General features: G+C 60.8%; 27 protein-coding genes. 14 read left to right on the forward strand and 13 right to left on the reverse strand.

Annotated features, from left to right (window positions below; translation table 11 throughout):
• Nucleotides 1–72: 72 nt before the first annotated feature.
• Genes RHSP_RS09835 through RHSP_RS09845 form a run of 3 tightly spaced genes read right to left on the reverse strand, consistent with a single transcriptional unit; the run spans nucleotide 73 to nucleotide 3,784 of the window.
• On the reverse strand, nucleotides 73–1,104 hold the full coding sequence (locus RHSP_RS09835) for an ABC transporter ATP-binding protein (protein WP_004115789.1): 1,032 nt from the start codon (nucleotides 1,102–1,104) through the stop codon (nucleotides 73–75).
• Nucleotides 1,092–2,786: an ABC transporter permease gene (locus tag RHSP_RS09840; RefSeq protein ID WP_004115792.1), complete on the reverse strand. Its 1,695-nt coding sequence runs from the start codon at nucleotides 2,784–2,786 to the stop codon at nucleotides 1,092–1,094. The genes RHSP_RS09835 and RHSP_RS09840 overlap by 13 nt, the downstream gene beginning before the upstream one ends.
• A gap of 17 nt (nucleotides 2,787–2,803) precedes the next feature.
• Nucleotides 2,804–3,784: an ABC transporter substrate-binding protein gene (locus RHSP_RS09845; RefSeq protein ID WP_004115794.1), complete on the reverse strand. Its 981-nt coding sequence runs from the start codon at nucleotides 3,782–3,784 to the stop codon at nucleotides 2,804–2,806.
• Between the two features lie 172 nt (nucleotides 3,785–3,956).
• On the opposite strand from RHSP_RS09845, the gene RHSP_RS09850 reads away from it, so the two are divergent.
• The gene (locus tag RHSP_RS09850; RefSeq protein ID WP_004115797.1) at nucleotides 3,957–5,015 is read left to right on the forward strand and encodes an aldo/keto reductase; all 1,059 of its coding nucleotides are present in this window, start codon (nucleotides 3,957–3,959) and stop codon (nucleotides 5,013–5,015) included.
• Nucleotides 5,016–5,034: 19 nt separating this feature from the next.
• Here RHSP_RS09850 and RHSP_RS09855 read toward each other — a convergent pair whose 3' ends face one another.
• Nucleotides 5,035–6,264, reverse strand: a complete 1,230-nt coding sequence (locus RHSP_RS09855; RefSeq protein WP_004115800.1) for an aminotransferase-like domain-containing protein — start codon at nucleotides 6,262–6,264, stop codon at nucleotides 5,035–5,037.
• A gap of 232 nt (nucleotides 6,265–6,496) precedes the next feature.
• Here RHSP_RS09855 and RHSP_RS09860 point away from each other — a divergent pair, with 232 nt between their 5' ends.
• Genes RHSP_RS09860 through RHSP_RS09870 form a run of 3 tightly spaced genes read left to right on the forward strand, consistent with a single transcriptional unit; the run spans nucleotide 6,497 to nucleotide 7,678 of the window.
• Nucleotides 6,497–6,706 carry an AbrB/MazE/SpoVT family DNA-binding domain-containing protein gene (locus tag RHSP_RS09860; protein ID WP_004115803.1) on the forward strand — a complete coding sequence of 70 codons (210 nt, stop codon included), beginning with the start codon at nucleotides 6,497–6,499 and terminating at the stop codon, nucleotides 6,704–6,706.
• On the forward strand, nucleotides 6,706–7,086 hold the full coding sequence (locus RHSP_RS09865) for a type II toxin-antitoxin system VapC family toxin (RefSeq protein ID WP_004115806.1): 381 nt from the start codon (nucleotides 6,706–6,708) through the stop codon (nucleotides 7,084–7,086). The genes RHSP_RS09860 and RHSP_RS09865 overlap by 1 nt, the downstream gene beginning before the upstream one ends.
• Nucleotide 7,087: 1 nt before the next feature.
• Nucleotides 7,088–7,678 (forward strand): class I SAM-dependent methyltransferase, encoded by a 591-nt coding sequence (locus RHSP_RS09870; protein ID WP_004115808.1) that lies wholly within the window; start codon nucleotides 7,088–7,090, stop codon nucleotides 7,676–7,678.
• A gap of 49 nt (nucleotides 7,679–7,727) precedes the next feature.
• On the opposite strand, the gene ilvC is transcribed toward RHSP_RS09870, so the two are convergent.
• Both ilvC and RHSP_RS09880 read right to left on the reverse strand, forming a co-directional pair.
• Nucleotides 7,728–8,747: a ketol-acid reductoisomerase gene (gene ilvC, locus RHSP_RS09875; RefSeq protein WP_004115810.1), complete on the reverse strand. Its 1,020-nt coding sequence runs from the start codon at nucleotides 8,745–8,747 to the stop codon at nucleotides 7,728–7,730.
• A 44-nt stretch (nucleotides 8,748–8,791) separates the two neighbouring features.
• The gene (locus tag RHSP_RS09880; protein ID WP_004115813.1) at nucleotides 8,792–9,442 is read right to left on the reverse strand and encodes a TetR/AcrR family transcriptional regulator C-terminal domain-containing protein; all 651 of its coding nucleotides are present in this window, start codon (nucleotides 9,440–9,442) and stop codon (nucleotides 8,792–8,794) included.
• A gap of 178 nt (nucleotides 9,443–9,620) precedes the next feature.
• On the opposite strand from RHSP_RS09880, the gene RHSP_RS09885 reads away from it, so the two are divergent.
• Nucleotides 9,621–10,112, forward strand: a complete 492-nt coding sequence (locus RHSP_RS09885) for a hypothetical protein (RefSeq protein WP_004115815.1) — start codon at nucleotides 9,621–9,623, stop codon at nucleotides 10,110–10,112.
• A gap of 19 nt (nucleotides 10,113–10,131) precedes the next feature.
• Here RHSP_RS09885 and RHSP_RS09890 read toward each other — a convergent pair whose 3' ends face one another.
• Nucleotides 10,132–11,040 (reverse strand): AraC family transcriptional regulator, encoded by a 909-nt coding sequence (locus tag RHSP_RS09890; protein ID WP_004115818.1) that lies wholly within the window; start codon nucleotides 11,038–11,040, stop codon nucleotides 10,132–10,134.
• A 200-nt stretch (nucleotides 11,041–11,240) separates the two neighbouring features.
• On the opposite strand from RHSP_RS09890, the gene RHSP_RS09895 reads away from it, so the two are divergent.
• Nucleotides 11,241–12,284, forward strand: a complete 1,044-nt coding sequence (locus RHSP_RS09895) for an NAD(P)-dependent alcohol dehydrogenase (protein ID WP_004115821.1) — start codon at nucleotides 11,241–11,243, stop codon at nucleotides 12,282–12,284.
• A gap of 41 nt (nucleotides 12,285–12,325) precedes the next feature.
• Here the strand turns inward: RHSP_RS09895 and RHSP_RS09900 are convergent, their stop codons facing one another.
• Together RHSP_RS09900 and RHSP_RS09905 are read right to left on the reverse strand one after the other, a co-directional pair.
• On the reverse strand, nucleotides 12,326–13,588 hold the full coding sequence (locus tag RHSP_RS09900) for an NAD(P)/FAD-dependent oxidoreductase (protein ID WP_037150997.1): 1,263 nt from the start codon (nucleotides 13,586–13,588) through the stop codon (nucleotides 12,326–12,328).
• Nucleotides 13,589–13,695: 107 nt separating this feature from the next.
• On the reverse strand, nucleotides 13,696–14,160 hold the full coding sequence (locus RHSP_RS09905; protein ID WP_004115826.1) for an Lrp/AsnC family transcriptional regulator: 465 nt from the start codon (nucleotides 14,158–14,160) through the stop codon (nucleotides 13,696–13,698).
• A gap of 162 nt (nucleotides 14,161–14,322) precedes the next feature.
• Here RHSP_RS09905 and RHSP_RS09910 point away from each other — a divergent pair, with 162 nt between their 5' ends.
• The 4 genes from RHSP_RS09910 (at nucleotide 14,323) to RHSP_RS09925 (ending at nucleotide 17,989) form a co-directional block, all read left to right on the forward strand.
• Nucleotides 14,323–15,039 carry an aspartate/glutamate racemase family protein gene (locus RHSP_RS09910; RefSeq protein ID WP_004115827.1) on the forward strand — a complete coding sequence of 239 codons (717 nt, stop codon included), beginning with the start codon at nucleotides 14,323–14,325 and terminating at the stop codon, nucleotides 15,037–15,039.
• Between the two features lie 71 nt (nucleotides 15,040–15,110).
• Nucleotides 15,111–16,040, forward strand: a complete 930-nt coding sequence (locus RHSP_RS09915; protein ID WP_004115830.1) for a bifunctional helix-turn-helix transcriptional regulator/GNAT family N-acetyltransferase — start codon at nucleotides 15,111–15,113, stop codon at nucleotides 16,038–16,040.
• A 68-nt stretch (nucleotides 16,041–16,108) separates the two neighbouring features.
• Nucleotides 16,109–16,726: a TetR/AcrR family transcriptional regulator gene (locus tag RHSP_RS09920; protein WP_004115832.1), complete on the forward strand. Its 618-nt coding sequence runs from the start codon at nucleotides 16,109–16,111 to the stop codon at nucleotides 16,724–16,726.
• 48 nt (nucleotides 16,727–16,774) lie between these two features.
• Complete coding sequence (locus RHSP_RS09925; RefSeq protein ID WP_004115834.1) at nucleotides 16,775–17,989, forward strand: MFS transporter; 1,215 nt, start codon at nucleotides 16,775–16,777, stop codon at nucleotides 17,987–17,989.
• On the opposite strand, the gene RHSP_RS09930 is transcribed toward RHSP_RS09925, so the two are convergent.
• Both RHSP_RS09930 and RHSP_RS09935 read right to left on the reverse strand, forming a co-directional pair.
• Entirely contained in the window at nucleotides 17,990–19,237 is a 1,248-nt protein-coding gene (locus RHSP_RS09930) for an FAD-dependent oxidoreductase (RefSeq protein ID WP_037151000.1), read from the reverse strand.
• An 8-nt stretch (nucleotides 19,238–19,245) separates the two neighbouring features.
• Nucleotides 19,246–19,662 carry a winged helix-turn-helix transcriptional regulator gene (locus RHSP_RS09935; RefSeq protein WP_037151003.1) on the reverse strand — a complete coding sequence of 139 codons (417 nt, stop codon included), beginning with the start codon at nucleotides 19,660–19,662 and terminating at the stop codon, nucleotides 19,246–19,248.
• Between the two features lie 138 nt (nucleotides 19,663–19,800).
• Here RHSP_RS09935 and RHSP_RS09940 point away from each other — a divergent pair, with 138 nt between their 5' ends.
• Nucleotides 19,801–20,688: an SDR family oxidoreductase gene (locus tag RHSP_RS09940; RefSeq protein WP_004115837.1), complete on the forward strand. Its 888-nt coding sequence runs from the start codon at nucleotides 19,801–19,803 to the stop codon at nucleotides 20,686–20,688.
• 245 nt (nucleotides 20,689–20,933) lie between these two features.
• Here the strand turns inward: RHSP_RS09940 and RHSP_RS09945 are convergent, their stop codons facing one another.
• Both RHSP_RS09945 and RHSP_RS09950 read right to left on the reverse strand, forming a co-directional pair.
• Nucleotides 20,934–21,689, reverse strand: a complete 756-nt coding sequence (locus RHSP_RS09945; protein ID WP_004115843.1) for a pyridoxine 5'-phosphate synthase — start codon at nucleotides 21,687–21,689, stop codon at nucleotides 20,934–20,936.
• Between the two features lie 164 nt (nucleotides 21,690–21,853).
• A complete protein-coding gene (locus tag RHSP_RS09950; RefSeq protein ID WP_037151007.1) occupies nucleotides 21,854–22,981 on the reverse strand; it encodes an ATP-dependent DNA helicase in 1,128 nt (375 codons plus the stop codon).
• Nucleotides 22,982–23,132: 151 nt separating this feature from the next.
• On the opposite strand from RHSP_RS09950, the gene RHSP_RS09955 reads away from it, so the two are divergent.
• From RHSP_RS09955 to RHSP_RS09965, 3 genes are read left to right on the forward strand one after another with little or no spacing between them, the layout of a single operon-like run.
• On the forward strand, nucleotides 23,133–23,513 hold the full coding sequence (locus RHSP_RS09955) for a COG4315 family predicted lipoprotein (RefSeq protein WP_004115852.1): 381 nt from the start codon (nucleotides 23,133–23,135) through the stop codon (nucleotides 23,511–23,513).
• Nucleotides 23,497–24,051: an RNA polymerase sigma factor gene (locus tag RHSP_RS09960; protein ID WP_004115855.1), complete on the forward strand. Its 555-nt coding sequence runs from the start codon at nucleotides 23,497–23,499 to the stop codon at nucleotides 24,049–24,051. Before RHSP_RS09955 ends, RHSP_RS09960 begins: the two co-directional genes overlap by 17 nt.
• Nucleotides 24,048–24,851, forward strand: coding sequence for an anti-sigma factor family protein (locus tag RHSP_RS09965; protein ID WP_004115868.1), 804 nt, complete (start codon nucleotides 24,048–24,050; stop codon nucleotides 24,849–24,851). The genes RHSP_RS09960 and RHSP_RS09965 overlap by 4 nt, the downstream gene beginning before the upstream one ends.
• The last annotated feature ends 21 nt before the right edge of the window (nucleotides 24,852–24,872 follow it).

Genomic DNA, 24,872 nt, shown 5'->3' on the forward strand with positions numbered 1-24,872 from the left:
GACTCCCATTCGTGACGTCGAGCAAATCAAGCATAGGAGGCGGCAGGGAACAACCATCTTGTCCCCTGCCGATCAAAGCCGCCAGGCCGAGCGGATAGCGACCGGATAGTCATCGCCGGTTGCAACAGCCTCCCGGCTATAGGCACGCAGCAACTGCCCATCCGGCATGGACAGCCTCATCGCGTAGCGCTCGCCCTCATAGAGAACGGAATCGACCCTGCAGGAAATGCCCTCCGCATCGGCAACCACATCCTCCGGCCGCACGAGAATATCTGCATTCCCCGAGCCACCCACGCGGTTCTCCCAAAGGCCTCGGAAGGACGGCCAGTCGACGCGGCGCGGAACGCCATCAGGAAACGCAAACGACAGGATGGCGCCCTGCCCGACAAGCCCGCCGACCATTTTTCCTTCGGGGCGCGCATAGATCTCCGCCGGCGGCGCCATCTGCAGGAGCCGTCCTTCGGACATGACGGCAACGTCGGTCGCGAGCGCCATCGCTTCGCTCTGGTCGTGCGTGACATAGACCATGGTGGCACCGGAACGCTGGTGAAACTCGCGAAAAGTCTCCTCCATCTCCTTCTTCAGGTGACGGTCGAGATTGGCGAGCGGCTCATCCAGCAGTACAACGTCGGGCGATGTCACCAGGCAGCGAGCAAGCGCGACACGCTGGCGCTGACCACCGGAAAGGTCGGCAGGCCTGCGTTCGGCATAGTCGCCAAGACGCACGGTCGCGAGCGCCTCGCGCACCTTCTCGCGGTAGCGCTCGCCGGAGATGCCGCGCACCTTCAGTGGATAACCAACATTGTCGGCGACGTTCATATGCGGCCAGAGGGCATAAGACTGGAACACCATCGCCATGTTGCGCCGCTCCGGCGGTAACATGTTTGCGGCATCGGCCAGCAGCCGCTCGCCGAGGTGAATGGAGCCATCCGTCGGCTGCTCGAAGCCCGCTATCATTCTGAGCACGGTCGTCTTGCCGCAGCCGGAAGGACCAAGCAGCGCCAGGAATCCACCCTCGCGCACGTCGAGCGACAAAGCGTTGACCGCAGCCCGCCCACCCGTGCCAAAATCCTTGCTGATGTGATTGAGGATCAGCTTCGCCAAGGCACAACTCCCTTCGGCAGGCGCTTGGCCATGACTTCCAGAAGCACCATCATGATGACGACCATGGCGATGACGATGACCGACATGGCCGAAGCAAGATCGGCGCTGCCGCCATCGTCGAGATTGTAGATGACGACGCCGAGCGTCTGCGTGCCGGCCGACCAGAGCAGCGCCGAAACGGTTAGCTCGTTGCAGGCAATGAGGAAGACGAGGATTACAGAGGCACCGGCCGCCGGCGCGATCAGCGGCACGATGATATCGGTCAAGCGGCGGAAGAACCCTGCACCAGACAGGCGCGCCGCCTCTTCCAGCGCTGGATCGAGCTGCAGGAAGGCGCTCATGACCGGCTTCAGGCTGACGGCGAAATAGGCGGAGAAATAGGCAAGCAGGATGATCCAGATCGTGCCGTAAAGCGTGACGTTGAGAATCGGCAGCGGCGCTGCGAACACCAGAATGAAGCAGACGGCGATGATGATGCCCGGGAGCGCATAGGGGATCTCGATCATGCCGCCGACGATGCGGCTCAGCATGTCTTTGCGACGCGTCAGCGCGTAGGCCGCAAGCACTGTCACCAGCAGGAGACCGAGCGCCGTCATGCCTGCGAGGAACAGCGAATTGGAAAAGGCGGTTCGCGTGACCGTTTGCCGAAACAGGATTTCCGTGAAGGCGTTCAGCGAGGCTGTCTTGAAGGTGAGCGGCACGCCATAGGCCGGCACCAGCGCCCCGGCAACCAGCGCCAGAAAGGGAGCGACGAGCATAACGAACAGGATGGCGCAGAGCACCGGCATCGCCAGATAGCGCCAGCGGCCGAGCGAAAAGGCGGCAGTCGCGCCGGAAATGCCGATGACGCGATAATCGCGACCTTTCAACGCCCTGGCCTGCACGGCAAGCCCTGCTACGGCAATGACGGCAATCATCGTCGACAGCACGGCGATATCGCCAAAGGTGCGCGGCCCGAAACTGGAGAACTTCGTGAAGATGAGGGTCGACAGGGTATAGATCGAAGCCGGTATGCCGAGGATCGCGGGAATGCCGAAATTACCGATGGAGGAGACGAAGGCAATGGCCGCTCCAGCAATGACGCCGGGCAGAGACAAGGGCAGAATAATATCGCGGAAGACGCGCAAGCCTGACGCACCGGAAAGCCTTGCGGCCTCCACACCATCGCGCGGCAGCGCCATCAACCCGGCCCTAAGCGCGAGATAGACGAGCGGTGCATGCTGAACGCCGTAAAGCAGCGCGATGCCGCCAATCGAGTAGAGCGGCTGCGGCGAGCCGAGCGGCGGAGCGATGTGCAATGCTTTCAGCAAGGGGCTCGATGGTCCGGACATCTGCACCCAAGCCAGCGCCGTCACCTGCGGCGGGATCATCATCGGCAGCACGAAGAGAAAGCCGAGCAGCCCCCTGCCAGAAAGATCGGTCAAGGTCAGCAGGAATGCGAAGAGGCAGCCGAGAGCCACGGAAACGATGGTGCCGAGCACGGCCGTTTCGATCGTATACCAGGCCGAGCGCCAGAGAGCCGGATCGGTGATGAGTTCATATGTGCCGCCCTTGAGCAGCGCCTCGATGCCGACCATCGCCAGCCGCGCCAGCGGCAGGACGCTGAGCAGCAGTACCACGGCAACAACAAAAGGAAACAGCCAGGCCGGCTGGCTGTTTCCCCTACGCGCATATCCGTACATTCCAAATCCGGGCCGGATTACTTCGACTTGAAGTAGGTGGAGAAGGTCTCCAGATCCTGATCCGTGTTCTTGAGAGCATCGGCTGCATTCAACGGCAAAAGCTTGATGCTGTCACGCGCCGGAAAGCCCTCCGGCAGCGGGGTGCCGTTGCGGGCCGGAATGTAGCCGAGCTTCAGGAAGCCTTCCTGGCCCTTTTCGGAGAGGACATAGTCAACGAACTTCTTGGCGGCATCGGCGTGCTTCGTGGCAGCGAGGATGCCGACCGGCTCGGTGACTGCCGAAACGCCTTCCTTCGGGAATACGAATTCCAGCGGAGCACCCTTGGCCTTTTCGCGGATCGGCATGTAGTCGACGATCATGCCATAGGCCTTCTCGCCGGAAGCGACGGCCTTGAGGACGGCACCATTGCCGCCGGAAGCGATCGCGCCGTTCTCGGCAAGGTTCTTGTAGTAGTCCCAGCCGAGGCCTCCGACGCCAGCGAGCGTTTGGGCGTGAATGAGAGCAGCGCCCGAAGCAAGCGGGCTCGGCATGGCGACGAGGCCCTTGGCTTCCGGCTTCGCCAGATCCTGCCAGCTTGCCGGCTTCATGGCGGCGGCGGTGTTGTAGACGATACCGGTCGTGATCAGCTTGGTGGAGTAGTAATAGCCGTCGACGTCATAGAGCGACGGATCGTAATTTGCGGCTTCAGGCGACTTGTAGGCGAGCAGCTTGCCGGCTTCCTTCAGGCGCTCAAGGGTCACCGTATCGGCGATCAGCAGAACGTCGGCAACCGGGGCGCCTGCCTGCATTTCAGCCTGCAGCTTGGCAATGATCTGTGGCGTACCGTCACGGACCCAATCGACCTTGATACCGGGATTAGCGGCCATGAAGCCATCGACGGTGGCCTGCGCATCGGCATTCGGCTGGCTGGTGTAGAGGACGAGATCGGCGGCGCTGGCGCTGCCGGAGAAAAGAGCGATGGCCAAAAGGCCGGCAAAGGCGGAAACAAAGGTCTTCATGAGACGTCCTCGGCTGAGTTGCAGAAGGGTTGTCTAGACGCGCGGCTTAACATGATTGTGACAGTTGAATTTGTATGGATTGCCGTTCGTATGATGATTGAATCTTGACCATTGCCATCCCGCACTATTTCCTGACGCACGTATTTCAGACGGGATCGAGGAGGAAAGATCTATGGAATATCGCCTGCTTGGCCGCTCCGGCCTTAAAGTTTCCACCATCACCATGGGCACCATGACCTTCGGCGGAGTCGGCTGGGCAAAAACCGTCGGCGATCTCGGCGTCAAGGAAGCGAAAAAGCTTGTCGATATGTGTATCGACGCCGGCGTCAACCTGCTCGATACGGCCGATATCTACTCGCAAGGCGCGTCGGAAGAAATCCTCGGCGAGATCATCGGCGGTCCGCGCAAGAACGGCGTGCTCATCGCCACCAAGGCGCGCTTCTCGATGGGACCTGGCGCCAACGATACCGGCTCGTCGCGCCAGCATCTCATCCAGGCCTGCGAGGCAAGCCTGAAGCGCATGAAGACCGATGTGATCGACCTCTACCAGCTGCATGAATGGGATGGGCAGACGCCGCTGGAAGAGACGATGGAAGCGCTCGACACTTTGGTGCGCCAGGGCAAGGTCCGCTACATCGGCTGCTCGAATTTTTCCGGCTGGCACATCATGAAGGCGCTCGGCGTCAGCGAGCGCGGCAGGCGCGAACGCTTCGTCAGCCAGCAAATTCACTATACGCTGGAAGCCCGCGACGCGGAAAACGAGCTGGTGCCTGTTAGCATCGACCAGGGCCTCGGCATCCTCGTCTGGAGCCCGCTTGCCGCCGGCCTGCTATCTGGCAAGCATCGCCGCAACCAGGCGACGCCGGAAGGCACGCGTCAGTTCGCCGGCTGGACGGAACCGCCGATCCGCGATGAAAACCGCCTGTGGAACATCGTCGATACGCTGGTGGAAATCGCCGACGGCCGCGGCGTTTCGGCAGCTCAAGTTGCGCTCGCCTGGCTCATCGGCCGCAAGGGCGTGACCTCGGTCATCATCGGCGGCCGCACCAAAGCCCAGTTCAAGGACAATCTCGCCAGCGCCGAGCTGAAGCTCACAGATGACGAGCGCAAGCGGCTCGACGACGTCAGCCTGCAGCCGCTGATGTATCCCTATTGGCACCAGTGCAACACCGCCAGCGACCGGCTGAGCGAGGCCGATCTTTCGCTGATCGGCCCGCATCTGGAAAAGTGAAAGAATGCAGCGTGGCGGCTTAGGCCGCCATTGCCCCGATCTCGCCGGCAATCAGCTTGCCAAGCCGCGAAATGCCTTCCTCGATCATTTCGTCATTGGCGCAGGAGAAGCTGACGCGGAAGGTGTTCGCGCCGGTGCCGTCGGAGAAGAAGGCCTGACCAGGCACGAAGGCGACTTTCGCGGTCTCCAGCGACCGTGCGAGCAGTTTGGCACCATCCATGCCCTTCGGCAGAGTGATCCAGACGAACATGCCCCCCTGTGGTTTCGTCCAGCTCACGCCGTCCGGCATGTATTTGGCGAGCGCCGCCAACATGCAATCGCGGCGATGGCTGTAGGTCTTGCGAACCTTGGCAACCTGCGCATCGAAACCACGTTCGGCAACCTGATGGATGGCGATCTGGTTGATGGTCGAAGAATGCAGGTCTGCTGCCTGCTTCATCAGGACAAGCTTGCGGATGACAGGCGCATTGGCGACGACGAAGCCGACGCGAAGGCCAGGCGCCAGCGTCTTCGAAAAGCTGCCGCAATAGATCGTCCGGGTGTCGTTGATATTGCCCTTGCGCGCGATCTCCCGCGCCAGGATCGGCGCGACCGGCTCGCCGTCGTAACGCAGGGATTGATAGGCGGCATCTTCGATGACGGCGATATCGAGCTCTTCGGCAAGATCGAGCAGCTTCTCGCGGCCGGCCAGGTCGACGGTCTCGCCCGTCGGGTTGGCGAAATCTGCCGAGAGATAGGCGAACTTCACTCGCCCGCCAGCCTGCGCAGCCGCGGCGCGATAGGAGTCCGGCGTGCGGTTGCCGTTCGGCGTCAGCTGGTCGTAGGCCGGCTCATAGGCGTTGAAGGCCTGCAGCGCGCCGAGATAGGTCGGCGCCGTGACCAGCGCCGTGTCCTTCGGCGACAGGAAAAGCTTGCCGAGATAATCGAGACCCTGCTGCGAACCGGAAACGATGAAGACGTTTTCGAGCTCGCAGGGAATGCCGAGCGCCGCCATCTGGCCGACAAGCCATTCGCGCAGCGGCTTGTAGCCTTCGCTGACCGAATATTGCAGCGCTGCGTTCACCGTCGGGCCGGAAAAAATATCGGCATAAGCCTGCTTGAATTCGGCATCCGGAAACAATGCTGGATCGGGAATGCCGCCGGCGAAAGAGATGATATCCGGCCGCTCCAGCAGCTTCAGCAATTCGCGGATTTCGGAGGCGCGCATACGGCTTGAGCGCGTCGCAAAGATATTTTCCCAATTCAACATGGGGCTTCCTCGTAATTTTTGGTCTTTCCGACACAAGATCACGCAACAAAATATAAGTCAATAATGCTGACCTAATTTGTTTGTGAGGGTGACAAGGAAAAGGGATTGCTCAGTAGAAGGACGTCGTTCAAGCAACATGGGACGTCGATTTGAACCCCTCTCGAAAGACCTACACACCCAACTGCAGAAGTGCTATTCTTACATTCTGTCAATCGATAGGAAAAACGTAAGAATGGCGACTGCAACCCTCTCATCGAAATTTCAGATATCGATTCCAAAAGAAGTGCGCGATCAACAGCACTGGAGCGCGGGCCAGGAATTCGTCTTCATTCCAAAAGGCAAAGGCGTGCTCCTTATGCCTGTTCCGACGTTGGAAGACCTCAGGGGGATGGCGCGTGGCGCAAATCCAGAGAACTACCGCGATCGGGACGACCGCTTCTAATGCGCGTCGTCGATAGTTCCGCGTGGATCGAGTGGATTCTTGATAGCACTGTCGGACGACAGCTGTCCGATCAAATTCCCGAACCCGAAAGCTGCATCGTTCCGACGATAGTTCAGCTTGAACTTTCCAAATGGCTTCTTCGAGAACAAGGCGAAGACGCCCTGAACAACTTCATTGCCTATACGATGCTATGCAACGTCATATCGTTGGACACAACAATCGCTCGCCGCGCCGCTGAGATCTCCGTGCAACACAAACTGGCCACTGCCGATGCGATCATCTATGCGACCGCCCTTCAGCACGAGGCTGACGTTCTGACCTGCGATGCACATTTCAACGGGCTGGAAAGCGTAATCTATCACCCGAAGGCAATAGATTGACATGACAAACAACGATCCCACCTCTTCCTTCTACGACGAAAACGCTACCATCTATGCGGCACGCGAACGCAACCTACCGCAAAGCCGGCTTGATGAATTCCTGGCTACTTTTCCAGCAGGTGCCTCCATTCTCGAACTTGGCTGCGGCGCAGGACAGGACGCGGCATATATGATCTCGCGCGGCTTCGACGTGACCCCGACCGATGGCTCTACCGAGCTTGCCAAACAGGCGGAGGCCCTGATCGGTAGACCCGTCCGGATCATGCGGTTCGAGACGCTGGACGCCGGCGCTGCTTTTGACGGAATATGGGCGGAGGCTAGCCTCCTTCATGTACCTCGCTCCAACCTCCCAAATGTCTTCGATCGGATTCTACGGGCGTTGAAGGACGGCGGCATCTTCCATGGCAGTTTCAAGGCCGGAGATGCAGAAGGGCACGATACCCTCGGCCGCTACTACAATTATCCCTCGGCCGAATGGCTGACGGCTCTCCTCGGCGAAGGCGGCTGGAAAGACATAGCGATGACCGAAGCAGACGGCAGCGGCTTCGACGGCAAACCGACAAAATGGCTCTATGTCTCGGCGAAAAAATAGAAAGGCCGGAGCTTTCGCCCCGGCCCTCCATTCCGACAATGCAGAAAGCTTAGTTGACTGACTTGTCGACCAGCTTGTTCTTGCCGATCCAGGGCATCATGCCGCGCAGCTTGGCACCGACTTCTTCGATCTGGTGGCTATCGTTGTTGCGGCGGATACCCTTGAAGCGGGCAGCACCCGAACGATATTCCTGCATCCACTCGGAGGTGAACTTGCCGGTCTGGATGTCCTTGAGGACGCGCTTCATCTCAGCCTTGGTTTCTTCGGTGATGATGCGCGGACCGGTGACGTATTCGCCCCACTCTGCCGTGTTCGAGATCGAGTAGTTCATGTTGGCGATGCCGCCTTCATAGATCAGGTCGACGATGAGCTTCACTTCGTGCAGGCACTCGAAATAGGCCATTTCCGGAGCGTAGCCAGCTTCGACCAGCGTTTCGAAGCCGGCGCGGATGAGCTCGACGAGACCGCCGCACAGAACGACCTGTTCGCCGAAGAGGTCGGTTTCGCATTCTTCGCGGAAGTTGGTTTCGATGATGCCCGAACGGCCGCCGCCGACGCCGCAAGCGTAGGAGAGCGCGAGCTCAAGCGCATTGCCGGAAGCGTTCTGGTGAACGGCTACGAGGCAGGGAACGCCGCCGCCCTTCTGGTATTCGCCGCGAACCGTGTGGCCCGGGCCTTTCGGCGCGATCATGACGACGTCTACCGAAGCCTTCGGCTCGATGAGGCCGAAATGAACGTTGAGGCCGTGTGCGAAAGCGATTGCTGCGCCGTCGCGGATGTTCGGAGCGATATCGGCCTTGTAGATGTCGGCCTGCAGTTCGTCCGGGGTCGCCATCATCATCAGGTCGGCCCAGGCAGCGGCTTCGGCAACGGTCATGACCTTGAAGCCGTCGGCCTCAGCCTTCTTGACGGTCGGCGAGCCGGCCTTCAGCGCGATCACAACGTTCTGTGCACCGCTGTCCTTCAGGTTGAGCGCGTGCGCGCGGCCCTGGGAACCGTAGCCGATGATGGCGACCTTCTTCGACTTGATGAGGTTGAGATCGGCATCACGATCGTAATAGACGCGCATTGTTTGTCCTTCCCTTTGCTTGTCTGGTGTAAACTTGGACTTGCTCAGACGGTCGCCGCGGCTTCCGCCAATACTTTTTCCGTACCGTAAAGCTTGAGGAAGGCCGTAACAGCCTTCTCCGCCTGACGGCTGGAATCCTTCAAACCGGGTTCGCCGAGCAGCATGCGCACATGCAGATCGGAAACGATGAGCCCGTAAAACGTATGGTAAGCCTCGTCGGCATCCATGAAGCGAAGCAGCCCGGCCCGCTTACCGGCATCGATGAGGCCGATGGCGCGGCGGTCGATCTGCCGGCGGCCGCGCTCCAGCAGAAGCTTGCCGAGCTTGGAGCCGTCGCGGTTCGACTGGCCGATCGCCAGACGGTTCAGCGCAAGAGAAACGTCGCCGGCCAGAACTTCCAGCAGATCGCGCGCGAAAATCACAAGATGATCATGCAGACTTGCGGTATTCAGCCGCTCGCCATTGCGCTCGAAGGTGCGCACCTTGCTGGCCTGATAGGTTATCATCGCCGATAGCAGACCGTCGCGGTCGCCGAACCACTTGTAAAGGCTTTCCTTGGAGCAATTGGCAGCGCGCGCGACGCCAGAGGTCGTCAGCGCCTTTTCGCCGCCGTCGACGAGCAGACGCAACGCCTGTTCCAGAACGGCGTTCTGGCGCGGCGAAAACTCGCTCGACTGTCCTACTTCGCTCAGCACGATGCCACTCCCAAATGCGTACCGTACGGTACGGTTCGTGAGCGTTATGCAGCACGCCGCAACGAGCGTCAAGCGGAATTCGTTGCTGCACTGCGCTAAAAATATGGAGAGCGCTTGTCATGAGGAACGCGCAACGGATAGACCATGTCGGCCCCTCCATCGCTGTCGAGATTTCCTGATGAAACCCGTAGTCAATCCCTCAGATAAGGTGTCGCCGGCCCGGCTCGACGCACGCAGGGAGAACGGTAAAGGCCGGGCAATCGCTCGAATCGTCGGGATCTGCCTTGCGGCCGGACTATTTCATCTATCGGTGCCGGCGGACGTAGCGTCCAAATCCCTCGCCCGCCCGGCCGGGCACTATTGCGGCAAGCTTCTTTCCAGCGACCGGCTCGTCGATGTCGAAACGTCGCTGCAGGTCGATGCGAAAGGTCACTTATCGGGGACTTACCGTTTCAACGACGATGGCAATACGACGGTCGGCACTCTCTCGGAAATCGGAACCGCACCCGACAAGACACGAACGCTGCGCTGGTTCGACAAATATGGAATGGGCTCGCTGACGATCCGCTTCGATGCCGGCTATCATCGTTTCGAAGGTCTGTGGGGGCCACAAGACGCCGCTCCGAGCTACCCCTGGAATGGCGGCAGCTGCGGCGCATCCATCAGCTAATTCTCGTTAGCCACCGGAGCTACTCTGCCGCGACGCTATTGCGCATGGCCTCGACATCCTTCAGCGGCGACAAGCCATAAAGTCGGCTGTACTCGCGGCTGAATTGCGAGGGGCTTTGATATCCGACACGATGGCCCGCCGATCCCACGTCGAGCTGTTCCACGATCATCAGCCGCCGCGCTTCATGCAGGCGAAGCTGCTTTTGATACTGCATCGGCGATAGAGCGGTAACGGTCTTGAAATGGTGATGCAACGAGGAAACGCTCATCCCAACGCGCTCGGCCAGCTCTTCGATGCGCAGCGGCTGCGTGTAATTGCCGCGAAGCCAGGCGACGGCGCGCGCCACTCGGTTGCTCTGGCTCTCCGCCATCGCGATCTGCAACAGCCGAGGACCATTCGGACCCGTCAGCAGGCGATACAGAATCTCCTGCTCGATCAACGGCGCCATAGCGGGAATGTCTTCGGGCCGATCAAGCAATCTGAGCAACCGCAACGAGGCGTCGAGCAATTCTGGCGATGCCGTATTGACCGCGATTCCACGCACGGGCTCGGCAGTCACCGCCTGACGCGGAATGTTGACGCGCGACAACAGCTCCTTCAGCCGCTCGCTATCGAGCGCCATGCCGAAGCAAAGATAAGGCGTATCGCTACCGACATTGGTCACCTGCGTCGATACGGGCAGGTCGAGGGCGGTCAAAATATATTCGCCGACACCGTAATTGTAGGTTTCGGCACCGATCGTCAGGCTCTTGCGACCCTGAACCACGATTGCAAAGCAGGGCCGATAAGCCCCATGTTGCCACACCGTCGCGGCCGACTGCCGATAGAGATGAAGACTGTCTATCGGCGTGCGGTGTTCCCCGTCCCCCGTGGCGAAACGTGCAACGATGGATGCGAGTTCCTGATTGGGATTGAAAGGCAATGTCATTCGCAACCAACTGTTTTCGAGTAGATATCGAAACCTATCTAGGTAACGTCGTTCGATCGCAAAAGACCCGCCGCGCATTTAGATTCGCAGGATCGTACATAAAGCTTGCAGGATCGCTCTAACGCTTCGGCCCGCTCCCATTGCATAGTCGGCCATCCCAATTCCACTCCCACCTCCTCCGAAGAACAAGGAAATCTCCCATGCCTATCGCAAAGGGTTATGCCGCCACCGACGCGTCGAAGCCGCTCACCCCCTTCACCTTCGAACGCCGCGAGCCGAATGAGGACGACGTCGTCATCGAGATCAAATTCTCCGGCATCTGCCATTCCGACATTCACCAGGCCCGCAACGAATGGGGCAATGCGAAATATCCGATGGTACCGGGCCATGAGATCGCCGGCATCGTTAGCGCCGTCGGCTCGAATGTAACCAAATTCAAGGTCGGCGACCGCGTCGGCGTCGGCTGCTTCGTCAATTCGTGCACGACGTGTGCCACCCGCGACCTCGATCTGGAACACTACATGCCGGGCGTGGTCCAGACCTACAACGACTTCGAAGCCGATGGCACGACGCCGACTTATGGCGGCTATTCGGATTCGATCGTCGTCAAGGAAGGCTACGTCCTCTCCATCCCCGAAAATATTCCGCTCGACGCTGCGGCTCCGCTGCTCTGCGCCGGCATCACGCTTTACTCGCCACTGCACCACTGGAAAGCCGGTCCCGGCAAGAAGGTCGCGATCGTCGGCATGGGCGGCCTCGGCCATATGGGCGTCAAGATCGCCCATGCGATGGGCGCTGATGTCACCGTTCTCAGCCAGTCGCTTTCCAAAAAGGAAGACGGTCTGCGTCTCGGCGCTGACCATTATTACGCGACCAGCGACGCCGAGACCTTCACGACACTCGCCGGCACCTTCGACCTCCTCATCATGACGGTTGGTATCGCCCTCGACTGGAACGCCTATCTCGGCCTGTTGAAGGTCGACGGCAGCATGGTCGTGGTCGGCGCCCCCGAGCATCCGGTCCCGGTCCATGCCTTCTCGCTGATCCCCGGCCGCCGCAGTCTCTCCGGCTCGATGATCGGCTCGATCAAGGAAACCCAGGAAATGCTCGATTTCTGCGGCAAGCACAACATTGCCTCGGAGATCGAGGTGATCAATATCGATCAGGTCAACGAAGCCTATGAGCGCGTGCTGAAGAGCGACGTCCGCTACCGCTTCGTCATCGATATCGCCTCGCTGGCATAAATGAAAAAGGCGGCGTCCGATCCGGACGCCGCCCCTTTTTCCTATTCCTCGCGCATGGTTTCCTTTTGCGTGATCAGCCGGGCGCTGTGCTGCCGGCTGATATAGATCCACAGCCAGCTCCAGGCGACCGCGATGCGCCAACGCACGCCGATGAGGAAGTAGATGTGGGCAAGGCCCCACACCCACCAGGCAAGCCATCCCCTTAGCTTCAGCCAGCCGAAATCAATGATCGCGGCACTTTTGCCGATCGTCGCAAGGCTGCCCTGATGGCGATAATGGAATGGACCGGGCGCCGGCTTGCCGGCAAGCTTCGCCTTGATCACCCTGGCGACATAGGCTCCCTGCTGCTTGGCAGCCGGAGCGATCCCCGGCACGGGACTGCCGTCGTCGCGCATGACGGCTGCCGTATCTCCGATCACGAAGACATCCCTCTTGCCCGGCGCCCGCAAATCCCGATCAACCACAGCCCGGCCGGCGCGGTCCGCCGGAATATCCAGCCACTTTGCGGCCGGCGATGCCTCGACGCCGGCTGCCCAGACGATGGTGCGGCACGGTACGAAAACATCGCCGATCGTAACACCCTCGGCCGTGCACGACGTCACGGGCTTGCCGAAGCGCAGGTCGACACCATGCGATTCCAGCTCCCGGCGTGCATAGTCGGAAAGATCCTCCGCGAAAGCCGCCAGCACTCTCGGACCGGCTTCGACGAGAATGATCTTCGCCTTGCTCGTATCGATATTGCGGAACTCCTTCGGCAAGGTGGTCCTTGCCAATTCCGAGATGATCCCGGCCAGTTCCACACCCGTCGGCCCTGCCCCGACGATGACGAAAGTCAGGAGCGCCTCACGGATAGCAGGGTCCGATTCCATCTCCGCCTGCTCGAAGGCCAGCAACACGCGGCGGCGGATGGTCGTGGCATCCTCGAGGGTCTTCAATCCCGGCGCGACCGGCTCCCATTCGTCGTGACCGAAATAGGCATGGGTGGCGCCGGTCGCCAGCACCAACGTATCGTAAGGTATCCTCTGTCCATTCTTCAGAAGCACTTGATGCGCCTCGCTGTCGACACCGACGACCTCGGCGAGCAACGTCGTCACTTCGGGCCTATCCCGGAAGAAGTTGCGGATCGGCCACGCGATCTCCGACGTTGCGAGCAAGGTGGTCGCGACCTGATAGAGAAGCGGCTGAAACAGGTGGTGATTGCGCCGGTCGATCATCGTTATGCGGACGGGAGCGCCTTTCAGATCGTTGACGACCTGCACCCCGCCGAAACCGCCCCCGACAACGACAACACGATGATCCTGCATGGCAACACCTCATGGCTATGTTTCGCCGAAACGTAGGGTTGAGACGAGGAAGCGGCAACTCTCTTTTGTGCATGGCACCCCTGCATGGCCGCGATACTGCGCAACAGCTACTGAACATAACCGACAGGAACGGACGCGCCGCCTTTCAGCTCCTCCATCGAGATCGAGGCGGAAACGTCAAACAGCTCAACTTTGCGCACGAGCTGCTTGTAGATGACGTCATAATGCTCGACGCGCGGCAGCACGATCTTCAAAATGTAGTCGTAATTGCCGGTGAGCCGATGTGCCTCAACGATCTCCGGAATGTCGCCGATCGCCTTGCGGAAGGCCTCGATCCACTCATCGGCATGATGCGCCGTCTTGATCATCGCATAGACCGTGGTCGGCACGCCCATCTTCTCGCGGTCGAGCACGACGATGCGCCGCACGATATGGCCGCTTTCCTCCAGCCGCTGGATACGGCGCGAGCAAGCCGAAACCGATAGAGCCACGCGATCGGCAAGCTCTGTCACCGACGTGCCGGCATCGGCCTGCAAAATTTCGAGAATCTTTCGGTCGCGTTCGTCAAGCATGTGCGGTAGCCCCTCATTATCACGCCGTCATTTTGCACAAACTTGAATTTTTGCGCAAATTATTGCGGATCGAGCCAATGATTCCACAAAGTTTGCAAACATAAGGCGCGTGAATCGCAGCACTATTGCCCTACTTACGAACAGGAAGCGGAGAACAGCATTATGCGCACCATAGGTCTCATCGGCGGCATGAGTTTCGAAAGCTCGGCGGTTTATTATCGCCAGATCAACGAGATGGTCCGCGACCGCCTAGGTGGCCTCTCCTCCGCCGAAGTGCTGATGTACTCGGTCAATTTCGAAGAAATCGTCGCCCTGCAGAAGGCGGGGCGCTGGGACGACGCAGCCGCTCGCCTCGGCGGTGTAGCCCATCGCCTTCAGGCAGCAGGCGCCGAATGCGTGCTCATCTGCACCAACACCATGCATCTGATCGCCCCGGAAGTCGCCTCGCGCATTTCCGTGCCGCTCATCCATATCATCGACGAAACCGCCGCAGCCCTGAAGGCCGCCGGCCGGGTAAAGCCGCTTTTGCTCGCCACACGTTACACCATGGAGCACGGCTTCTATGCCGAGCGCATGGCCCAGAACGGCATTTCCGTCATGGTTCCCGGCCCGGAAGACCGGACCGTGACCCATGACATCATCTTCGACGAACTTTGCGCCGGCATCATCAAGGACGAGTCCCGCAGCAAGCTGCATGACATCATCGCACGCGCCAAGGCCGAAGGCGCCGACAGCGTCATCCTTGGCTGCACCGAGATCTGCCTCATCCTCGATCCGAATGCGCTGATCCTGCCCGGCTTCGACACGACGACGATCCATGCCGAAGCAGCCGTCGACTTTGCGCTGGCAGCCGAAGGCGCTTGCAGCCGCGCCGCCTAGGCAAATTAATTTATTTGACTCAGTCAATTAAATGATGGACATCGTCTCTTATGACGAGGAGACGATGTCCCATGACCCCTGATGCCGAATTCGCAACCATCGACGCCGTCCGCGACTTCAATCGCTTCTACACGAACTTTCTCGGCGTCCTGAACAAGGCCTATCTCGACAGTCCCTACACGCTGACGGATGTGCGCGTCCTGTTCGAAGTCGGCTTTCGCGGCGGCGTCGCCGCTTCCACGCTGACGCGCGAACTGCATCTCGATCCCGCCTATCTCAGCCGCATCGTCAAACGCTTCCGTGAAGACGGCTTGATCGAAACGAAGCCCGATCCCGATGATGCGCGCAGCCAGGTCATTAACGTCACCGAGAAGGGACAGGCTCAGTTTCAGGAATTCGTCCGCCGCTCCCGCGCCCAGATCTCCGAATATTTCGACAGGCTTGCCATGGGTGAGCCCGAACGGATCGTCGAAGCGATGCGGACAATCCAGAATACGCTCGGCGCAAACCGCGCCTCTCCGCCACCGGCCGTCATCCGCCACCACCGGCATGGCGACATCGGCTGGATCGTGCAAAGTCAGGCGCGCTTCTACTGCGGAGAACTCGGCTGGGATCACCGTTTCGAGGCTCTCGCCGCCGAAGTCGCCGGCAAATTCCTGGCCAACTTCAATCCGGAGAAGGAGCGGTGCTGGATCGCCGAGCGGGGCGGCCTGAATATCGGCTCCGTCATGATCGCCGACGGCGGCAACGGCGTCGCCAAGCTCCGGCTGCTCTATGTCGACAAGATGGCCCGCGGCCTCGGCCTCGGCAAACTGCTGGTCGACGAATGCATCCGCTTCTCCCGCGAGGCTGGCTATACGAAGCTTTCACTCTGGACGAACGATGTCCTCGATACCGCGCGGGCCATCTACATCAAGGCCGGCTTCAAGCTCGTAGCAGAGGAAAAACATCGCATGTTCGGCCCGGAATTGAACGGTCAGACCTGGGAACTCGACCTGTAGCGCACGCCAGTCATGCTGCGACGCAAAATTCGCTTGATTTGGAAACGATCATTTCCTAAAAGAGTCGCATGACGACGGACATCATCGACATCGCCCCCAAACTTCGCGGCCGCCCGCGGGAATTCGATATGGACGCAGCTCTCGACGAAGCGCTGCGGGTCTTTTCGGAACGTGGCTATTACGCTGCTTCGATCAGCGAGCTGACCGAGGCTATGGGCCTGACGGCCGGCAGCGTCTACAAGGCGTTCGGCGACAAGCGCGGTGTATTCCTCGCCGCCTTCGGCCGCTATCGCCAAGTCCGCCAGCGGTTGATCGACGAGGCCCTCGCCACGGCGCCGAATGGATATGAAAAGCTGCGCACCTTGGTGAGGTTCTTCGCTGAGGCATCGTGTGGAGAGATCGGTCGTCGCGGCTGCCTTGTGGTCGGCAGCGCCACCGAACTTGCGCTTTTCGATGAGGAAGTCGCGAGCCGTGTCGGCGTGGCGTTCGACGTCGACGAGAAACGCATTCTGGATCTTATTCACCTCGGCCATTCGGATGGATCCGTGGCGAAACATATCGACCCGGAAAGGACTGCCTGCGCCCTACTTGCTCTCACCAAAGGCATGCGCGTGATCGGAAAGACCGGCCGCGAGAGCGAGCATATGCTCGCCGTCGCCGAGACGGCCATGAAATTACTGAACTGATTTTTCATCGAATTATGGGGCTCCCCCCGCCCGCATCGAGGATAAGACATGTCTGCAACTGCCGCCGCCGGACAGGAGAGCACGCCGCTCCCCGAAAAGACCATTTCGCCGCTTCTGACGTTCATGTTCGCCGCCGCCTGCGGGCTCGTGGCCGCCAATCTATATTATGGCCAGCCGCTCGCCGGCCCCATCAGCCAGTCGCTCGGCTTTACGCCCGCCGCCACCGGCCTCATCGTCACGCTGACGCAGATCGGCTACGGCCTCGGCCTGTTGCTGATCGTCCCGCTCGGCGACCTTTTGGAAAATCGCAGGCTCGTCCTGACGCTGGTAGCGCTGTCAGCCGTTGCGCTGGTCGGTGCGGCCTTCGCCTCGTCGCCGTCGCTGTTCCTGCTCGCTTCGCTCTGCATCGGCCTTGCTTCCGTTGCGGTGCAGGTCCTCGTGCCCTTCGCCGCCCATATGGCGCCGGACGCCAGCCGCGGCGCCGTCGTCGGCAATGTCATGAGCGGCCTGCTCTGCGGCATCATGCTCGCTCGCCCCGCTGCAAGCTTTCTGTCTGAGCTTCTGTCCTGGCACGCGGTCTATATCATCTCGGCCGGCATCATGATCGCTCTGATCGTCATCCTGCGCGCAGCCCTGCCGACCCGCGTGCCACACACGAAGCTGCACTATGGACAGCTGCTGTCCTCCATGGGGCATCTCGCGCTTCACACCCCTGTCCTGCAGCGGCGCGCACTCTATCAGGCATGCATGTTCGGCGCCTTCAGCCTCTTCTGGACGACGACGCCGCTGCTGCTGGCAAGCCCTGCCTTCGGCCTGACGCAAAACGGCATCGCCCTCTTCGCCCTTGCCGGTGCAGCAGGTGCCGTCGCTTCGCCGATTGCCGGACGCGTTGCGGACCGCGGCTGGACGAAGCTCGCCACCACCTTCGCTCTGATGCTTGCGATCGTCGCTTTCCTGATCGGCCATTTTTCCGGTGGCGGCTCGTTGACGGCGCTGATCATGCTGACGCTGTCAGGCATCATGCTCGATTTCGGCGTCCAGACCAATCTCGTGCTTGGCCAGCGCGCCATCTTCGCGCTCAGCGCCGAACATCGCAGCCGCCTCAACGGGCTCTATATGGCGACCTTCTTTGCCGGCGGCGCCCTCGGCTCGGCGCTCGGCGGCTGGGCCTATGCCACCGGCGGGTGGAACATGGCGTCCTGGATCGGCGTCGCCTTCCCGGTCGTTGCTCTGCTCGCCTTCCTGACCGAGCGCAAAAACTGATCAGAACGGCTGCGGCACAGCCTGCCGTAGCCAGTCGCATTCGTTGAGCCCGGCCGCAGCGAAGGGATCGACCAGCGTGCCGGAAACGATCGCCGCCAGGATCTGCGGCGCCGGCGGCACCCTGGCGATGGTCGCGACCAACCGGTCGCGGATCCACGCCAGAGCGGCCGAGTCCGATTGGTAAAAGGGCGTGAATGCGGCCGAAAGCAATTGGAACAGCCGTACATGCGTCCGCCGCGCTTTGGCATAGGCTGACAACGCCGCCTCCAGACTGTCATGCCCGGCAAGCGCATGAGCCAGTACGGCCACATCGAGCAACGCCATGTTGGCGCCCTGCCCGAGCTGAGGGCTGGTGGAGTGGGCGGCATCGCCGACAAAGACAGTCCGCCCGCTATAGGGCATCATTACCGTGCGATGGGCGTAGCGCGCCAGCGTCAGCTGGTCCCAATCCTTAAGCTGCTCCAGCAACGGCTCGCATTCCGGCCAGTAGCCGCGGATCGTATCCTTCCAGCGATCGAGTCCGCGCTTGCGCACCTCATCCGCATCAGCAACCTTCAGGCTCCAGAACAATGCCGCCTGCCTCGGCATATCCGGCTTTCTGCTGCCGACGGGCAGAACGCCGATCATCACGCTCGCCTTATCATAGCGTTGGGTCAGCGCCGCCTGATCCACAAGGCCATCCGGACAATCGAGCGTCGCCCAGAAGGCGCCGTAGGTGAGACCCCGTGAGGATGGCGCGACAGGCGACGCCGCCACCAGCTCCGAACGTGCGCCGCTTGCGTCGATGACGAGATCATAGGGACCAAGACGCTCGCCGCCTTCGATGGAGAGATAGCTTCCGCTGCCCTGCTCCACGACGCCGACAACGCGCTGTCCCGTATGGATCGGATGCCGCCGCGCGGAGACCTCATCGTAAAGCGTATCGAACAGTGCGGCGCGATGGACGCCGAGCCCGTATCGGCCGCCCGGCAACGCATTGTAGCGCACATCGAGAACGATGCGGCCGCGAGTGGTTTCCGTACCGAACAATCGGTCGATCCGATTGCCGGCCGCATGAATCGCCGGGCCGAGCCCAAGCGACTCAAGTACGGTCAGCCCAGTCGGCTGCAGCATCAGCGCCGAACCGACCGGCGCAGGGTTGTCGAAGCGTTCGATAATGTCGGTCGTATGACCGGCACGGGTGAGAAAGAGAGAAGCGGCAAGGCCGGCAGGGCCGGCGCCGACAATGGCGATCTTCAGAGGCTTCACTGCAGGGCTCAGTCCGGCGATTGGTCGAAACGGGCTCTCGCGGCCTTGACGGCCTCGTGATTGGCCTCGGCCCAGTTCAAAAGCTGCGCCAGCGGCACATAGAGCGAATAGCCGAGATCGGTCATGCGATATTCGACGCTCGGCGGCTTGGTGGGGAATACCTCGCGGGCGATATAGCCGTCGCGCTGCAAATCGCGTAGCGTCTGCGTCAGCATGCGCTGGGAAATATCGGGCACCAGCCGGCGCAATTCGCCGAAGCGATAGGGCCGCTTCGCCAATGTTTCCAGCAGCAGCACCGACCATTTCCCGCCGATCTGCGAGATCAGATCGCGCACCGGACAATTGCCGAAATCGAGATTGCTGAGATCGACGTCGCGTAGTGGTGGCTCCACGCTGCGCAGATTGACGACGGTGCTGGCGCTCATGCCGGTTCCCTTTTGGTAACTTGGAGCCGAAAAACTGCCTCCTTTACACCTCGAAGTCAATTCCTATTCTAGTGCTAGTCTCTTTTTGAGAGCAACAGAACCGCTGCAAATCCGCAGCGGTCAAACAAGGAAAAAGTCATGAGCAGCACCCTTCTCGTCACCGGCGCCGCCGGTCAGCTTGGCCAGCGCATCATTCATCACCTGCTGGAGACTTATAAGGTCGCGCCCGGCCGCATCATTGCCGCTACCCGCAGCCCCGAGAAGCTTGCCGACCTGGCCGCCAAGGGCGTGGTGACCCGCAAGGCAGATTTCGATGACGCCGCCACCCTGCCGGCCGCTTTCGCCGGTGTCGACCTGTTGCTGATCATCAGCACTGATGCACTCGCCGTCCCGGGTCTGCGCCTGAAGCAGCAGACGGCTGCGGTCGAAGCCGCGAAGAAAGCCGGCGTGAAGCACATTCTCTACACCTCCATGCCGGCGCCGGAAGGTTCGCTCGTGAGCTTCGCACCCGACCACCTCGGCACCGAAAACGCCATCAAGGCCAGCGGCATCGGCTATACGATCCTGCGCGACGCCTGGTATTTCGACAACTACTTGCTCGGTCTGCCGCACAGCCTCGAAGTCGGCAAGTGGTACACCGCGACCGGCAATGGCCGCGTCAGCAACATCAGCCGCAACGATTGCGCTCTCGCCATCGCCGCAGCACTGGCGTCCGATGAGACCGAAAACGCCACCTATACGCTGACTGGCTCCACGGCCTTCACGATCGAGGACGTCGCAAGCGTCGTCAGCAAGATCACCGGCCGTCCGCTTGAGGTCGTGCAGGTCAATGACGAACAGTTCGCCGCCGGCCTCACCGGTGCCGGCCTGCCGAAATTCGTGGTCGACATGCTTGTCTCCGCCGACGCCAACACCCGCGCCGGCAAATTCGACATCCTCACGAACGATTTCAACAAGCTGACCGGCAAGGAGCCGCAAACGCTGCGCAGCTTCGTCGAGGAACACAAGGCCGCATTGGCCGGCTGAGTTTTAGGAGGTCAGGTGAAGCTTCATTTGCCGCATCTTTGTGCGTGGCCCCTCACCCCAGCCCTCTCCCCGCTTGCGGGGAGAGGGAGCTTTCGCCCTTCAATCGTGAACTCTAACCAAATGAGATAAGCACCGTTCGCGCGCTGTCGTCCCTTCTCCCCGCAAGCGGGGAGAAGGCTAGGATGAGGGGCCAGGCACTATGGCGCGTCAGCGACGCCGTCGCCTGACCAGCACCAAGCCTATCCTTATCCAACCACCTGCCCACACGCCCGGCGGAAACGGCGCACCGTCTCGGCCATGCCATATTCCAGCGCATCCGCCGTCAGTCCGTGGCCGATCGACGTTTCCGCAAGCTTCGGAATACGCTTGAGGAGCGCCGGTAGGTTGGCGACCGTCAGATCGTGACCGGCATTGACATCGAGGCCGTTGGCGAAGGCGGCGTCGGCGGTCTTGCCGAGCATCTCCAGAAAGACAGCAGCCTTTTCCGGATCATCATAGCAGCCGCCATAAGGGCCGGTGTAAAGCTCGATGCGATCGGCACCGACCTCCTTGGCGATCTTCACCGCGTCGATATCGCCGTCGCCATCGGCAAACAGCGAAACGCGGCAGCCGATCGTCTTGTACCTGGCAACGACCTCGGCCAGCAGTTTACGGTTCTTGCGAAAGTCCCAACCATGATCCGATGTCGCCTGCGTGGGATCGTCCGGCACGAGCGTCACCTGCTCGGGCTCGGCCGAAGCGCAGAGATCGAAGAACTCATCGGTCGGATAGCCCTCGATGTTGAACTCCGCCTCCGGAAACTCGTCGTCGATCAGTGCGCGGATCTCAGGCAGATCGGAAAAGCGGATATGCCGCTGATCCGGGCGCGGATGAACGGTCAGACCGCTGGCGCCGGCGGCAAGCGCGATACGGCCAAGCCCGGTGACGCTCGGCCAGGGAAGGTCGCGCCGATTGCGCAGCATCGCTATGGCGTTGAGGTTCACGGAAAGCTTGGCGGGCATGATCGAAATCCCTGATTTTCAAAGCGGATGATAACAGCCGTTTTATGCCATTATGCCCAGCAAAACCAACGAGATTCCGACATCAATCCATGCAAAACTTTGATAGGCGCCCCGCACAAGTGTCCCCGCCTGACGATGGATCTGTGGAGAAGCCTGAAGTCGTATCAGCGAACGATCGTCAGCGTTTCGGCGGCACGGGTAATCGCCGTGTAAAGCCAGCGCTCGCGGGTATCGCGAAACGCCCAGCTCTCATCGAACAGCACGACATTGTTCCATTGCGAACCCTGCGCCTTGTGCACTGTCAATGCGTAGCCGTAGTCGAATTCGTCATAGCGCTTGCGCGTCGACCATGGAATCTCGCCCTCGACATCCTCAAAGGCCTGCTTCAAGAGCTTGATCTTCGCAGCGCCCCGATCCATGTCGTCATCTTCCGGGCGGATCAAAAGGTTGATGCCCGGCTTGGTGGTTTCCCTGGAAGAGGTCATGACCTGCCAGAGCGAGCCGTTAAGCAGCCCCTTGGCGGGATCGTTGCGCAGGCAGACCAGCTTGTCGCCGGATTGCGGATAGTCTGCCGTAAAGCCTTTCAACTCGCGCAGACGCTGATTATAGCGCCGGCGAGTCCTGTTGGTGCCGACCAATACCTGATCGGCCTCCATCACCAACGGCTGCGTGACCTCGTTCTTCGAGATCACCTGCGCGGTGCCGTAGTCGCCGTGCATGATCTCCTTGCCCTCGCGCACCTGCATGGCGAGCTGGATGATCGGATTGTCGCGGGCCTGACGATGAATATCCGTCAGCAGATAATCCGGCTCCTCATTCGTGAAGAAACCGCCGCCGGAAACCGGCGGGAGCTGTCCGGGATCGCCGAGCACCAGAATGGGCGTCCCGAAGCTCATCAAATCCTTGCCGAGCGCTTCGTCCACCATCGAGCATTCGTCGACGATGATGAGCGCTGCCTTGGCAACCGGGCTCTGGCGGTTGATGGTGAACATCGGGGCGATCGAGGTCTTGCCCGTCTCTTCGTCCTCGACAGCCTCTTCGCCGCGCGGCCGGTAGATCAGCGAGTGGATGGTCTTGGCGTTCGAGGCGCCGCGCGAGCGCAGCACCTGCGCCGCCTTGCCGGTGAAGGCCGCAAACAGCACGTCGCCGTCCACATGCTCGGCAAAATGCCGCGCAAGCGTCGTTTTGCCCGTGCCGGCATAGCCGAACAGACGGAACAGCGGCGAGCGCCCTTCCTTCAGCCACTTGGCGACGGCCTGGAGCGCTTCATCTTGTTGCGGCGCGAATTGCATAGGCGGAATTGGCAGGATTCGGCCGCAGGAAGCAAGCAGTAAAAAATACCCGGCGGATAGGGAATAAAATCAGGAGTGCCGGTGTCTCATGTCCGGCAACGCAAAACGCGACGCCTGAGCAATTATTATTCACCACCCGAGGAGAAACATCATGAAGACCGTGAGATTCCTGGCCGCGCTCGCTGCAGCATCGGCCTTTGCCACAGTCGCTTTCGCTGCAGAGCCCGTCAAGACGGTCGAAAGCGCCAAAGGCAAGGTCCTTGCCGGCGAAAACGGCAAGACCCTCTATACCTTCAAGAACGACAAGGCTGGCGAATCCAATTGCAACGGCGATTGCGCAAAAGCCTGGCCACCCTTCATGGCCGATAGCAAAGCCAAGGCCGAGGGTGCATATTCGATCATTACCCGCAAGGACGGGATGAAACAGTGGGCAAAGGACGGCATGCCGCTCTACTTCTTCTCCAAGGACGCAAAATCAGGTGATGTCGCCGGCGACGGCTTCAAGGGCGTCTGGAATGCCGCACGGCCCTGACCGGACCGAAAACGGCGCGGCGGGAGCCTCCCCCGCGCCGGATGGTTTCGAGGCGGAGGTGCTGGCGCTCCTCCCCTCGCTGCGGCGCTATTCGCGCAGCCTCACCCGCTCGGATGCCGATGGCGAAGACCTGCTTCAGGATTGCGTCGAAAAGGTTCTGACCCGGCGCGGCCAATGGCGGGGACTGAACCTGCGCGGCTGGGTCCTTACCATCATGACCAATCTCTATCGCAACGGACTGCGCCAGCAGGGCAATCGCAATTTCATCGACATTGATGAAAACAGCCAGTTGGCCGCAGCGGAAACCGACAACGACCCGCTGCAACGGTCACGCCTGGAAACGGCCTTGAACAGCCTCGGCGAAGACTATCGAGCGGTGCTGATGCTCGTCGTCGTCGAAGGTTACAGCTATCAGGATGTCGCCGACATGCTCGATATCCCGATCGGCACCGTCATGTCGCGCCTGTCGCGCGCGCGCCAGAAGATGACCAGCCTGCTGAATGCAGACAATGTTGTCACGCTTCGGAGACCAAGATGAACGAAAACAACCCGACCGTGACCGAAGCGGACCTTCACGCCTTTGCCGATGGCTTGCTATCGCCGGAAAAGCAGGCGGAATTGCAGGCATGGCTGACCGAAAACCCCGAGGACGCCGCCGCCGTTGCGGCATGGCAGGCGCAGAACGATGACATCCGGGCGATGTTCTCTCCTTATGCAAAAGCAAAGGACGGCGATACGGACCTTATTTCGAAGAACAGAAGCACATCGTCCGAACAGGCAATTGCACCACAACGAAGCCGTCGGCTGATGCTGCTTGCTGCCTCATTCGCGCTGTTCTTCGCCGGTGCCGCGGCTGGCCACTTCGGCCCTGATCTTTTCGCCCGGCCCGAAATGCGGCTGACCGCAATCGAAGCCCTGCCGCAGCAGGCGCATTCGGCCTTCGTGGTCTATGCCAGCGATGTCCGCCATCCGGTCGAAGTCGGCGCGGATCAGGAGGCACACCTCGCCACCTGGCTCGGCAAACGCATGAATATCGCCGGCCTCAAGGTGCCGAGCCTGCAGAAACTGGGCTTCCAGCTGGTCGGCGGCCGGCTGCTGCCGATCAACGGCACGCCAGGCGCCCTGTTCATGTATGAAAATGCCAGCGGCCAGCGCCTGACGGTGCTGTTGGGGCACAATAGCGGCAACACCACGACGAGCTTCCGTTTCGCCAGCAGCGGCGCCGTCGAAACCTTCTACTGGATCGATGGTGATCTCGGCTATGCCGTGACGGGCGAGATTTCACGCGACATGCTGCGGCAAGTGGCGGACGAGTGCTACAAGCAGTTCTCTTCTTAGGTTGCCCAGAGCGGTAAAGGC

This window comes from Rhizobium freirei PRF 81 (assembly GCF_000359745.1).
Classification (GTDB): domain Bacteria; phylum Pseudomonadota; class Alphaproteobacteria; order Rhizobiales; family Rhizobiaceae; genus Rhizobium; species Rhizobium freirei.